This is a genomic window from Shinella sp. (assembly GCF_052438155.1).
Classification (GTDB): Bacteria; Pseudomonadota; Alphaproteobacteria; order Rhizobiales; family Rhizobiaceae; genus Shinella.
Map to the genome: position 1 here is coordinate 1 of NZ_JBQVPI010000055.1, position 13,186 is coordinate 13,186.

Annotated in this window: 9 protein-coding genes and 3 pseudogenes; 11 read left to right on the forward strand and 1 reads right to left on the reverse strand. The window is 62.5% G+C overall.

The features are described 5' to 3' along the window. Positions 1-77: 77 nt before the first annotated feature. From ACT6VE_RS33240 to ACT6VE_RS33280, 9 genes and pseudogenes are all read left to right on the forward strand, one after another. Positions 78-269: pseudogene (locus ACT6VE_RS33240) on the forward strand (ring-cleaving dioxygenase); the annotation flags it as partial. Between the two features lie 70 nt (positions 270-339). Beyond that, positions 340-948, forward strand: a complete 609-nt coding sequence (locus tag ACT6VE_RS33245; RefSeq protein WP_444802467.1) for an alpha/beta hydrolase — start codon at positions 340-342, stop codon at positions 946-948. Positions 949-1,131: 183 nt separating this feature from the next. Then, on the forward strand, positions 1,132-2,085 hold the full coding sequence (locus ACT6VE_RS33250; protein WP_444802468.1) for a pirin family protein: 954 nt from the start codon (positions 1,132-1,134) through the stop codon (positions 2,083-2,085). A 194-nt stretch (positions 2,086-2,279) separates the two neighbouring features. Further along, positions 2,280-3,395 (forward strand): annotated as a pseudogene (locus ACT6VE_RS33255) (IS3 family transposase). Between the two features lie 297 nt (positions 3,396-3,692). Then, positions 3,693-4,529 (forward strand): MurR/RpiR family transcriptional regulator, encoded by an 837-nt coding sequence (locus ACT6VE_RS33260; protein ID WP_444802469.1) that lies wholly within the window; start codon positions 3,693-3,695, stop codon positions 4,527-4,529. A gap of 26 nt (positions 4,530-4,555) precedes the next feature. Beyond that, positions 4,556-5,674, forward strand: coding sequence for an ABC transporter substrate-binding protein (locus ACT6VE_RS33265; protein WP_444802475.1), 1,119 nt, complete (start codon positions 4,556-4,558; stop codon positions 5,672-5,674). Between the two features lie 54 nt (positions 5,675-5,728). After that, positions 5,729-7,474, forward strand: coding sequence for an ABC transporter permease (locus tag ACT6VE_RS33270; RefSeq protein ID WP_444802470.1), 1,746 nt, complete (start codon positions 5,729-5,731; stop codon positions 7,472-7,474). Continuing rightward, on the forward strand, positions 7,471-8,571 hold the full coding sequence (locus ACT6VE_RS33275) for an ABC transporter ATP-binding protein (RefSeq protein WP_444802471.1): 1,101 nt from the start codon (positions 7,471-7,473) through the stop codon (positions 8,569-8,571). Before ACT6VE_RS33270 ends, ACT6VE_RS33275 begins: the two co-directional genes overlap by 4 nt. After that, positions 8,568-9,173, forward strand: a complete 606-nt coding sequence (locus tag ACT6VE_RS33280) for a histidine phosphatase family protein (protein ID WP_444802472.1) — start codon at positions 8,568-8,570, stop codon at positions 9,171-9,173. Before ACT6VE_RS33275 ends, ACT6VE_RS33280 begins: the two co-directional genes overlap by 4 nt. 99 nt (positions 9,174-9,272) lie before the next feature. Here the strand turns inward: ACT6VE_RS33280 and ACT6VE_RS33285 are convergent, their stop codons facing one another. Then, complete coding sequence (locus ACT6VE_RS33285; protein ID WP_444802473.1) at positions 9,273-10,943, reverse strand: winged helix-turn-helix domain-containing protein; 1,671 nt, start codon at positions 10,941-10,943, stop codon at positions 9,273-9,275. Between the two features lie 380 nt (positions 10,944-11,323). On the opposite strand from ACT6VE_RS33285, the gene ACT6VE_RS33290 reads away from it, so the two are divergent. Beyond that, on the forward strand, positions 11,324-12,265 hold the full coding sequence (locus ACT6VE_RS33290; protein WP_444802474.1) for a hypothetical protein: 942 nt from the start codon (positions 11,324-11,326) through the stop codon (positions 12,263-12,265). A gap of 406 nt (positions 12,266-12,671) precedes the next feature. Next, positions 12,672-13,186, forward strand: a pseudogene (locus ACT6VE_RS33295) (transposase); the annotation flags it as partial.

Below are 13,186 nucleotides of genomic sequence, written 5' to 3' on the forward strand. Positions count from 1 at the left end.
TGGGTGAGCTACGATGAGCCGAAAATCCTCTCTTCTCAATTAACCCAATTCTGTCTCATGGGCGCTGATGTCGGACAATCGACCGTGATTACTTCTGGGCGATCTACTTTCGCACGCCCGGCGGCGTGCTGTTCGAGGTGGCGACGAACGAACCCGGCTTCAACCGCGACGAGGACACCGCCCATCTTGGCGAAGCGCTGAAGCTGCCGCGCCAGCACGCCCATCTGCGCGACCGGATCGAAGAGATCCTGCCGCCCATCGTCGACTGACACGGCCGATCCGGCCGCCGGTCTTTTCGCCCGGCGGCCTTCCCATCACTTTGTTTCATTGGAGACCATCATGTCCCGTGACAGCTACCAACATTTTGCCAGGACGCCGGCCGCCGGCGCACCCCTGGTCTTCACCTTCCACGGCACCGGCGGCGACGAACACCAGTTCACCGGCCTCGTGCATCAGATCCTGCCGCAGGCCGGCATCGTCTCGCCGCGTGGCGACGTCTCCGAACACGGCGCAAACCGCTTCTTCCGCCGCACGGGGGAAGGGGTCTACGACATGGCGGACCTGGCGTTGCGCACCCGCAAGATGACGGATTTCATCCGCGCCCATAAGGCGGAAAATCCCGATACGCCGATCTACGGGCTCGGTTACTCCAACGGCGCGAACATTCTTGCTTCGGTGCTGTTCGACGCGCCAAAACTCTTTGATCGGGCGGTGTTGATGCATCCGCTGATCCCCTGGACGCCCGCGCCCAACCCGGCGCTCCGTGGGCGAAAAATCCTGGTCACCGCCGGCCGGCGCGACCCGATCTGCCCGCTGCCGCTCACGGAGGCGCTTGCCAGCTATCTCGAAGGGCAGGGCGCCGCGGTCGAACGCGTCCTGCACGATGGCGGTCACGAGGTGCGCCAGCCGGAAATCGATGCCATCACAGCCTTCCTGGCGGACGGATAAATTGTCATGCGGCCGGTTTGCGGTTGCGCAACCGGCCGCAACGACGCCATCTTGAAACAGCCCTAGAGCAATTCCGGTGAAATCCGGTTCACCGGAATTGTTCCAGGATATTGTTTTCATCGCATTATCCGACGCCGAAGCGATGCCGCTTCGGCTGGAAATGCTCTAGAAGGAGGACGCACCATGAGCTGGATGCCCGGTATAGAACCCCAATGTCCCGAGGCCGGCACGATTGCCGATATCGAAACGCTGATCATACCACGGGCGCGTGATCTCGGCGGCTTCGAGGTGCGGCGCGCCCTGCCGGCGCCAGAGCGTCAGATGGTCGGCCCCTTCATCTTCTTCGACCAGATGGGTCCGGCCGAGTTCATCAACGAGGGCGGCATCGATGTGCGCCCGCATCCGCATATTGGGCTTGCCACGGTAACCTATCTCTACCAGGGTGAATTCCAGCACCGCGACAGCCTCGGCACCAGCCAGATGATCTATCCGGGCGATGTGAACTGGATGGTCGCCGGTAACGGCGTCACCCATTCGGAGCGCACCAGCCCAGAAACCCGCGCCACGCGGCATTCGCTCTTCGGCATCCAGACCTGGGTCGCCCTGCCGGAAAACCATGAGGACAAACCGGCAAGCTTTGAGCACCACGCGGCGGATGCCCTGCCATTGCTCAGCGGCGAGGGCAAGCAGGTCCGCCTCATCCTCGGCAATGCTTGGGGCGAGCGGGCGCCGGTGAAGACCTTCTCCGAAATGTTCTATGCCGACGCCGTGCTTCAGGCCGGGGCGAAACTGCCCTTGCCCGACAATCACGAGGATCGCGGGCTTTATGTCACACAGGGCTCCGTGCTGGTCGCCGGACAGGAATTTGCAGCCGGACAGATGATGGTCTTCCGCCCCGGTGATCCCATCACGGTCACCGCCGGTGAGGCGGGCGCGCGGCTGATGCTGCTCGGCGGCGAGACGCTGAACGGCCCGCGCTACATCGCCTGGAACTTCGTCGCCTCCTCGAAGGAAAAGCTGGAAGCCGCGAAGGAAGCCTGGATCAAGGGCGATTTCGAACACGGCCGCTTCCGCCTGCCGCCCGGCGACGATGCCGAGTTCATTCCCTTCTCGGATGCAGGAAAACCAGGTCACTGAGCCGAGCCGCTTGCTTCGCCTGCGTCACGCCGTCCGATGACACCGTTTCGGAGATCCTGGCAAGGCTGCAGCTTGAATGGTATTGAGTGCCGTCGATATGGTCCTTGGGACTTCATGAGCCTTCTCCGATCGAGGCCCACAGTGTGAACCGCCCCGGGTTTTCCGGAGACCCGAACTTGTGAGAAGTAGGGTCTATGACAAGCAAGACGACGAACAAATTCTCCCCTGAAGGCCGTGCCCGTGCCGTTCGAATGGTGTCGGAGCATGAAGCCGAACATCCGTCGCGGTGGGCTGCTGTTTCCTCCATCGCAGCCAAGATCGGCGGCTCGGCACATAGGCTGAATGAGTGGGTGAAGAAGGCCGAGGTGGACAGCGGCAAACGGGCGGGTTTGCCGAGTGACCTCGCGGAGTAGATGAAGGCTCTGGAACGGGAGAACCGCGAGCTTCGTCAGGCCAACGAGATTTTGCGCAAAGCTTCTGCATGTTGCCCCGTCCACCTATTATGAGGTCCACGTCCGGCGCGACCTTGCCATGAAGGTCGAGATACGCCGGGTGTTCAATGAGAACGTCCAGGTCTATGGCGTGCGCAAGGTCTGGCGGCAGTTGCAGCGAGAGGGTTACGATATCGCCCGCTGCACTGTCGCTCAGCTTATGAGGGCCATGGGGCTTCAGGGCATCATTCGTGGCAAACCGATCCGAACGACGATCAGCGACAAGGCCGCTCCATGCCCACTCGACCGCGTCAACCGGCAGTTCTTCGCTCCCGCGCCGAACATGCTGTGGTTATCCGATTTCACCTATGCGGCAACCTGGCAGGGCTTCGTTTACGTGGCCTTCGTGATCGACGTCTTCGCCCGCCGCATCGTCGGTTGGTGGGCAAGCCGGACTGCTCATGCGGGTTTCGTCCTCGCTGCCCTCGACCAGGCACTCATGATCGGCGACCCGTCCATCGCGGCGGGCTCATCCACCACTCCGACCGCGGCGTCCAATACGTATCCATTCGCTATTCCGAGCGTTTGGCAGAGGCGGGTATCGAGCCATCTGTCGGCAGCGTTGGAGACAGTTACGACAACGCTCTCGCCGAAACGATCAACGGCCTTAACAAGGCTGAGGTCATTCATCGACGCGGACCATGGCGCAATTTCGAAGCCGTGGAGTTCGCCACGCTCGAATGGGTCGACTGGTTCAACAACCGCCGCCTTCTGGAGCCCATCGGAAACAGTCCACCCAACGAGGCCGAAAAACAATATTTTGCCATGCTGGACGCACCAGCATTGGCTGCACAACTTAAACCAAACGGTCTCCGGTAAACCCGGGGCGGTTCAAAGTCTCTTAGTTGTACGCCGCTTGCCGTTTCCTCCACATGCTTGATCCGCATACTGAGCATAGTGGCTGCCCTGCAGATGAGGAGCTTGTCGAAATGAGGCGAGAACACAGAAAGCCCAAGGCGTCGCATGTCGATGGGCGATTGTACATAGTATGCGGGGAGCCCGCCAGCAGTGTTGCTCCACCCTTGCAGGGTCTTGCAAGAAATCTTGCGGTTGGTGTATTGACTGCAAGTTGACTTGCGATAACGATTGGTGCTGCAAACAATCGTGTCGAGCGCCATGACCATTCTGGATCGCATAAAGGCCAAGTCCAAGAAGCTGACGGTAGCGGATCAGAAGTTGATCGCGGCCATGCTGGAGAACCGCGCGGAGGCGGCGTTCCTTTCGGGATCGCAGCTTTCCCAGCGCGCCAGCGTGCACGAGGCGACGGCGACGCGCCTGGCGCAGAAGCTTGGCTACAAGGGGTTTCCCGATCTGCGCGCCGAACTTCAGCGTGAGGTTCTGCTCGATCAGGATGCCGCCAACCGCATGCGCCGGTCGGTCGCCAAGGTCGAGCATGGCGACTATCTGACCGACCTCATCGCCGCCGAGATCACGGCGCTTGAGACGCTCGCCCGGTCCGTGCCGCAGGCGGACGTGGATCACGCCGCCGATATGGTCTTCGGGGCACGTCGCGTCTTCATATTTGGTCAGGGGCATGCGCAGTCCGTGGCCGGTTTCTTGCAACGCCGGCTTGACCGGTTCGGCATGACGACGATCGCGCTGACCGGGCGCGGCCGCGACATAGCCGAGCGCCTCGTTGCGATGGAGGCGAATGACATCGTGGTTGCGCTTGCGTTTCGCAAGCAGCCGCAAAGTTACGCGCCGCTCGTGCGGCACGCGGCCCGTGTCGGTGCGCGGACCATTCTGATTTCGGACCTTGCCGGTCCGCTGATGGAGCCGGCCGCCGATCTCATGCTGGCGGCGCCGCGCGGGCGCTCGGGAAGCGAATTCCAGACGCCGACAATCCCCTTCGCGATCGTCAATGGCATCGTTCTGACGATCGCCGGACGGCATGAACGGGAGGTTATCGGACGATTGGAAAAACTGTCGGAGCTATTCAACGACTTCGACTGATTGAAAAAATGGAGGAGGAAACCATGATGAAACGCTTATACGCATCCGCCCTCGCGGCCTGTTTCGTTCTGCCGGGGTTCGCTCTCGCAGATGATCTCGACGGCCTGACGTCGCAGCAATTGCTGCCGCTTGCCCAAAAGGAAGGCAGCGTCACGGTCTTTTCGCTGTCGAGCCGCATCGCAAAGGTCGAAGCGGCCTTCGAGGCAGTCTATCCGGGCGTCGACCTGATTGGTCTCGACATGAGTTCGACCAAGCAGATCGCGCGTATCGAAGCCGAGCAGCAGGCCGGTGTTCACGCCGTCGACGTGCTCTACATCGCCGATACGCCCGTCGTCTTCACGAAGCTTCTGGAGGAGAAGCGCATCGTGAATTATGTGCCGCCGCGCGTGGCGGTAGAGCTGGAGGACCGCTACAAGGCGCCGCTCCTGACGCAGCGCCTCTCCACCAAGGTGCTGATGTACAACGAAAAGGCCTTTCCGAACGGCTCGCCGGTCAGCAATCTCTGGCAACTGACCGAGCCTGAATGGCAGGGCCGGGTGCTGATGGTTGATCCGAGCCAGCGTGGTGAACTGCTTGATCTTCTGACCGAGATCGCGCTCCATCCGGACGAGATGGCCGCCGCATACAAGGCGCAATACGGCAAGGACATCGAGATCGAGGAAGGCCTGGAAGGCGCGGGCGAGCAGTTCATCAAGGCGCTGTTCGAAAACGATCTGATCCTGGTTCCGAACAGCGACGTGCTCAACAAGTCGGTCGGCGATGCGAATGCCAAAAACCCGCCCGTCGGCTTCGGCACCTATTCGGACCGCCGCGACAATGAAAAGGAAGGCTGGGCATTGCAGGTTGCCAACAATGTCGAGCCGGCGAACGGCATTCTCTTTCCGGCAGTCCTGACGATCGCCGACAAGGCGCCGCATCCTGCCGCCGCCCGCCTGTTGATCGATTTCATGTTCGGTGATGACACGCCGACCGGTGGAGCAGGTTTCGAACCGTTCAACGTACCGGGCGACTATGCCACGCGCACGTCCATTGCCCACCACCCCGATTCCGTCAAACTGGGCGAGTTGAAGGCGTGGACGATCGACCCGGCGAAGACGGCGGCTGCGCGCGGACGGATCGGCGACCTCATCATCACGCTTCAGTAACGGACCGGCAGGCCGGCGTGCCAATGGGTATGCCGGTCTGCGCGGAGGGTTTTCATGACATCGACTTCGCTTTTCGCGCCATCGGGCAGCCGGCTGTTCCGATCAGGTTTCCTTTTGCCGGCTCTTCTCGTCGCGATCGTTGCCATACTGGTGGTAGCGCCGCTCGCCCGCATCGTGCTCTCGACGTTGACGCCGGAGGGGATGGCGGCCTGGAAGGCCGTTCTTGCCAGCCCGCTTTCCGCCAATCTGTGGTGGCGGCCATTGTTCAACACGATGATCCTCGGCTTCAGTGTCGCGAGCGGCTGCCTGATCATCGGCGGTTTTCTCGCTTGGCTTGTCGTGCTCACCGACGTGCCGGGACGGCGTCTCATCGGCCTGATGGCCATGCTGCCCTACATGATTCCGAGCTTTGCGGCAGCCCTTGCCTGGGGCACGCTGTTTCGCAACTCCCGCCTTGGCGGCTCGGCTGGCTTCTTCGAGACGAACGGCCTCGCCATTCCCGACTGGCTGGCCTGGGGGCTCATCCCCACGGCGATCGTGTTGATTGCCCACTACTATTCGCTTGCCTATACGATCATTGCCGCCGCACTCAGCTCCGTCGGTGCCGATCTCGTCGAGGCCGGCCAGATGGCGGGTGCAAAACGCCCCCGCATCTTCTTCGGCATCATTCTGCCGGTCGTAACCCCGGCGCTGATCGCGGCGGCTTCTTTGACCTTTGCCGGTGCGGTTGCCAATTTCGCGGCCCCCGCCTTGCTTGGCCTGCCGGTACGCATGCAGACCCTGTCCACCCGTCTCTTCGGCATGATCGAGACCGGGCAGAATGAACGCGGCTTTGTCATCGCGCTGCTGCTGATCGCTGTTTCGGCCCTGTTCCTCTTCCTGTCTGACCGCCTCGTCTCGGGGCGCAAGGCCTTCATCACGGTCACCGGCAAGGGTGGGCGCACAAAACGCTTCCCGCTTGGCGCCTGGCGCTGGCCGCTCTTCGCCATCGCCGCCGCCATCGGCCTGCTGACCACGGTCGTACCGGTGCTTGTGCTTGCCGCTTCCAGCCTTGCGCCGCAGAGTGGGGCGCTGTTCTCCAACTGGACGCTGCATTTCTGGATCGGCGAGGGTGGCGGCGAGATGGCGCAGGGCCAGGCCGGCATCTTCCGCAATCCTGTTCTGCTCGACGCCATCTGGAACACGATCCGCCTCGGCCTCGTCGTGGCCTTCACGACCATGCTGCTCGGCCTCGCGCTCGCCTATACCATCGTGCAGCGCCGGGGCAGCCTGCTCGCCACGCTCCTCAGCCAGCTCGCTTTCCTGCCGTTGCTGGTGCCGAGCATCGCTTTTGCCGCGGCCTATATCGCACTGTTCGGTGCGCCGATCGGGCCATTCCCCTCACTCTATGGTACCTTCACGTTGCTCGTCATTGCCGCATCGGCGCACAATCTGCCCTTTGCCGTGCAATCCGGCCGGTCCGTGCTTGGCCAGATTTCGGCCGACATCGAGGAAAGCGCCCGGCTGACCGGCGCGAGTCTCATCCGTCGCCTGTTCGCGATCATCTTCCCGCTGGCGATCCGCGGCCTGTTCGCCGGCGCGATCCTCGTTTTCGTCAAGATGGTACGGGATCTTTCGCTCGTCGTGCTGCTGTTCACGGCCACCTCGCCGGTGCTCAGCATGGTTGCCTATCGCTACGCGGCGGAAGGCTTCATGCAGTTCGCCAATGCCATCACCCTCGTCATCCTCGTGGTCTGCCTTGCTGCCTCCTTCCTGGCTCACAGTCTGCAGAACCGCGTTCAGAAATGGAAAGAGTCATGAACGCAATCGCGACAGGCGCCGCACACGCCATCCAGATTCGCAATCTCGTCAAACGGTTCGGCGCATTCACCGCTGTCAAGGATGTCGATCTTACGGTTCCTGCCGGTTCCTTTCTCGTTCTCGTCGGCCCCTCGGGTTGCGGCAAGTCGACCTTGCTGCGCATGCTGGCGGGGCTGGAAAGTCCAAGCGAAGGGGAAATCGACTTCGTCGGGAAAACCGTTTCCAGCGGGGCGGGTGGCGTCATTGCCGATGCCGGCCGGCGCAATGCCGGTCTCGTCTTTCAGAGCTACGCGCTCTGGCCGCACATGACGGTCGCTGGCAATATCACCTGGCCGCTGAAGGTTGCGAGATGGCCGCGGGAGAAGCGCGAGAAGCGGGTGAGGGAAGTGCTTGCTCTTCTCGGTATCGACGCCCTTGCCGAGCGCTATCCGGCGGAAATCTCCGGCGGCCAACAGCAACGCGTGGCGATCGCCCGCACGATCGCGCCGGAGCCCAGCATCCTCCTCTTCGACGAACCGCTCTCCAATCTCGATGCCAAATTGCGCATCGAGATGCGCAGCGAGTTGATGCGCATCCACCGGGCGACGGGCGCCACGTCCGTCTACGTCACGCACGATCAGGTCGAGGCGATGACGATGGCGACCCATGTCGCCGTGCTCAACAATGGCCGCGTCGAGCAGTTCGGCAAGCCCATCGACCTCCTGCGTAACCCTGAAACCAGCTTCGTCGCGACATTCCTGGGCACGCCGCCGGCAAACCTCCTGCCTGTCCGTCGCGTGGGCGAAACCCTGGTATTCGGCGAGACGGCACTCGCGCCGGCGACCCTTGCCGCCGGCCGCGACACGGTGCAACTGCTCTATCGTGCCGAAGATGTCAGCGTCGGTGTGGTACCCGGTGTGCCCTCGCTTATGGCTCGCTTTGCCGAAGCCGCACCAATTGCCGGACGCACCATGGTGACGGCGATGATCGGCGACCTGCGCGTCACCGGCATGGCGGACGGTTATTTCAGCGCGACACCGGGGGAGCCCATCGCCCTCTCGTTCATTCGCACACCCGATGCGGTCTTTGCGACCACTGGAGAAAGGATACATCAATGAGGCTGATCCTCATGCGTCATGGCGAGACGGAGTGGAACGCCGAACAACGCCTCCAGGGCCAGGACAATTCGCTGCTTTCCGAGCGCGGGATCGCCCAGGTTCGACGCTTCCGCCCCTATGCCAAGGCGCTGCAGCCCGCCCGCGTCATCGCCTCCGATCTTGGTCGGACGCGCCAGACGGTCGCGCTCATCGGTCATCCGGACGCGCCGTCCGACGAGCGGTTCCGCGAATTGGACATGGGAGAGTGGACCGGGCGGCGCAAGCCGGACCTGATCGCCGAACGGCCGGACGACTACACGGCCTGGAGGGCAGGAACGTTTACGCCGGACAATGGCGAAACCTGGATTGCGTTTCGCAAACGCATTGCGGATGGCGTCGGGGACTGGATGTCCCGCACGCAAGGGGATCTGCTGATCGTCGCGCATGGCGGCGTCATCCGCGCCGTCTGTCACGAATTCCTCGATCTTCCCCCGTCGCGCGTCGTTCCGGTGACGCCGGGAACCGCGACCATTCTCAACTTCCCAGCCCGCGATAGAATGGCCGCACAGCTCGAGGGATACAATATCGGGTCCGTGGCCCCCGATATTTCCGTCGCCGACTGACGCATGCGAGGACTGTATTGAACAAGGTCTGGGCCGTCCGTCGTCATAGCACTGCCGGTGAAAGGTCGAGTTTACGGGGTATAGAATGATGCGGGGCGACTACTTGCCGTCAATCGTGTTCCCCTCCGGTAGCCCGATTTCGGCAAGCGTCCGGCCGATACGGCTGGCAGCCTGGAGATAAGCTTCGCTTGCGTTGCGCGATGGCAGGCCAACGTTGCGGGCGGTTGAACCCGGCCGCAACTCCATTCCTTTACGCAGGGCGTCTTTCGCTTCCTGTTGTCGGCCCAGGCGTTGATAGGCGGCCGCCAGGAGCATATGGCTTCGCCCGGAGGCGGGGGTTATTGCAATCGACCGGCGCAACCAGTCCGCGGCCTCTTCGTTGCGGTCGAGAACAAGGTGCGCCAGGCCCGCTCCGAGCAGCCAGGTCCAGCGCGAAACTTTTGGCGTGTCGAAACTGTCGGCCTGAACAAAGGTTGCGAGCGCATCATCGAAACGGCCCAGTTGAAGCTGGGTCAGGCCGAGTTGGTAGAGGGCGCCGCCATCCCAGGGGTTGAGCGCAAGGGCTCGCGCACATGCGACGAGGCTTTCGGCAAACTGATTGGTCGCGGTCAGGAACCGGCAGGAGGCGGCCATGACGGTTGCGGACTGCGGCCTGGCCCTTACGGCCTCCTCCAGGAGGGCGCGCGCGTTGTTCTCCGCGGCATTTTCCTCGGCAGGGCCATACCACATCATCTGAATGCCGCGCAGATGAAGCGTTGCAAGCGCAACCTGCAAATCGACATTGGCGGGTTCGTCAGCCAGATATTTTTCCAGGATTGTACGCGCCGTGGCGAAGCGCTCCCGCGTCGTCTGGTTGATGGACGCGACGGCTTGCTGGATTGCAATGTCCGAAGGGCTGTTTTCCGCGGTGTTTCCGGCATCCTCCAGCGCATTCAGATGCGAAGCGAGCGCATAGCCCGCCCCCGCCGCGAGCCGGGCCTGCGCTCGTTGCGCATCGGGCTCTTTCGCATCGACCGCAACCTCGGTGACCGACCGGATTTCCCGGGTTGCAGCGTCGATCAGGCGAACCTGGAATATCCAGGACTGCGCAGTCTTGCGCAATTCGCCCTGTACCAGCAGGGTTGCAGGCTTTTCCTCTGCCGTTGATTGCTGCGATACCGGCCCGTCCTGTTCCCGCGACACGACCAGATGGATGCCGTCAATCTTGGAAAGGCCGCCGAGCAGCTGGATGGCAATACCCCGGGATAGCGCGGCGTCTTGCGCATTCGCCGCGCTATCGATAAGCGGCAGAACCTCGACCGCTGGTTTGGACGGGCGGGAAAAGCTTGCCGAGTTGGACACGACGAAGGTGAGGGGTGCAGCAACCGCGATGACAGCCAGAGCCACCAAGAATCGTGGAGCCGGTATTCTTTTCGGGCGAAGTTGAGGTGCCGATGGCGGTGTGGTGCCTGCAGATGTGGCATCGCGCCCGGCAGATACGTCGACCGCGAACAGATAGCCGCGGCCGGATACGAGCTTGACCATCTGCCGCTCATGATCATCGAGCGCCGTGCGGATTTCGCGGATGCAGTGGAACAGGCTGTCTTCCCCGACATGAACCCCTGGCCATGCCGCGTCCAGCAGTTCCTGCTTGCCAAGCACGCGGTGGCTGTTGGCGACCAACAGGCGCAGCACTTCGAAAGCCTTCGGACGCAAGCGGACGGCAGCGCCGTCTGGGCCGCGCAGCTCGACGCGGTCCGGATCCAGAATGAAACCCGAAAAAAAGAACACCGGCCCCTCACGATCTCCCGTCGCGCGTCGATGCGCAAACTAGAGAGAGGTGGGGCTCGCCGTCAACCTGTCGATGCCTCGACCTTGCTGATGGCTTCAACGGTTCCGGTCTCGATTTCAGAAAAATTCCAGAAAATCCCAGAATCCTGTCGACGCCGTGTCAGGACACCGGCTGCCCATGCGGACTATCAATTCCAATGCTGTGAAAACAGGAACAACCGGCGCAGCCTTGGCAGAGAGCAGGACAATGCAGAACGGCAAGCTGAAGAAAGGCGGGACGTGTTCCCTGTCCGCCGGCGCACAGCGCCCCGAGACCGGGCCTCTTTGGATGGAGACCCATCGTTGGCTGACCGGCGGGAAAACGCTGTGCGGGGCAAACCATGCTTGACCTGCCCGGAGCGCGCATGCCGCCGCGGCACATGGAGCCGTGGGAAGACCGGGAGCCGCATGAAGACCGGCTTGGACGACTGATCGGGGCGGAGGCCTTTCCGGGCGTGTTGCGGCTTCTTGCGCAAGGTTTCGTCACCCTGCACGCGGCGTCCCCGCGGATCTCCTCCCTCTTTGCCTCGCAGCAGCGATGGCTGTTGTGCCATGCTGCCCTGGCCTATCATTTCCGTGCTGTTTTCGAGGGCGCGCCCGGGTTGACGCGCCGCCGTATGGGGCTTCTTGCCCTTGAGCACGGTCTTGCCAGCCGCAATACGGCCACCGCCTTCTTCGATGAGGCGCTGAAATATGATGTGGTTCGCCCTTCGGCGATATGCTGCGATGGTCGCGTTGGCGAGGTCGAGCTGTCGCCCGCGCCCCTGTCGGTCTTGATCCACTGGTATGATCTGCATTTCAGAGCCTTCGACGTCGTTGACGGCAAGGGAAGGAGCGGCCTGTTTCTGGCGCAGCCGGAGCGCCTGCTGGCCCATCTTGCGCCGATTGTGGCACGGGGTTTGCTGTCGAGCGGGGAGGTGCGCACGCCCGGCCCGTTTTACACGATCTTCACCTGGGCGGATGCGGGCGGCAACCTCATGGACCGGCTGATCGCCGGCATCGAGGATCAAGCGGCCTCGAAGGGGGGCAGGCTACTGACGGACGTGAACTCGATCTCCCACCTTGCCACGTCTTTCGGCTTGTCGCGGGCGCATACGAGCCGGAAGCTAGCGGCGGCGGAGGCGATCGGCGGCATCGGCTGGAGCGGCCGGCGCGGGTATTCGCCGATGTGGATATCGCCGGATTTTTACGCGGAATATGCCCGCGCCCAGGCCCAGAAGCTGCTCATTCTCGACAGCGCCTTTGGAGAGGCCGTCACAACGTCCCCGCCGTCTGTCTCGTGACGGACCAAGGGGACAGGGCTGCCGCAGACGGCAGGAGTTGGGGCGCTGGACGGCCCGGGTAATGGCAAACGGTTCTCTGGACACACAACGTCGGGGGGATTCCGTCCGGGTCAAAGGAAGGGTCGGCAGTCGCGCCGTATCAAAAATGGACGCTGAGCAGCACCTTTTCCCGCATAGTTTTCCGTTACCGGGGTTGGCTGGCTGCCGGTCCGGGACTTCCCTCCTTGCGCTGCGAGCTGTTCTGCCTGGTGCCGGTGCCAACAAGCATTTCCCGCCCTGCGCCGGATGCGCGAGGGCAGGCGTTGCGCATGGTGTGGAATGAAACCCAGTCCGGGAGACAGGTGCCCTTGCCCCGTTGAACTAGTCCATTTTGAAGTACGCTCTGGCCCATTGAGAGGACCAGGGAATGAAGCGCAACCGTTTCACGGACGAACAGGATCATCGGCATTCTGAAGGCGCACGAGGCGGATACGCCGGTCTCGGAGCTTTGCCGCAAGCACGGTGTCAGCGATGCCAGCATCTATAAGTGGAAGGCCGAATTCGGCGGCATCGACGTGTCCGAAGCCAGGCGGCTGAAGACGCTGGAGGACGAGAACATGAAGCTGAAGCGGCTTCTGGCGGATACGATGCTCGACAATGCGGCTTTGAAAGACCTTTTGGGAAAGAAGTGGTGACGCCCGCAGCCAGGCGGAGAGCTGTCGCGCATCTGGTGAGCCACCATCGGATGAGCGAACGGCGGGCGTGTAAAGCCATCGGTTCTTGCCGGATGACGATCCGTTACGAAACCAGCCGCAGCGACGATCATGGTCTTCGCGAGCACATGAAGGCGCTGGCGCATGAACGTCGCCGCTTCGGCTATCGACGCCTTCATGTTCGGCTCCGGCGCGAGGGCCACCTTGTGAGCCACAAGAAGCTCTTCCG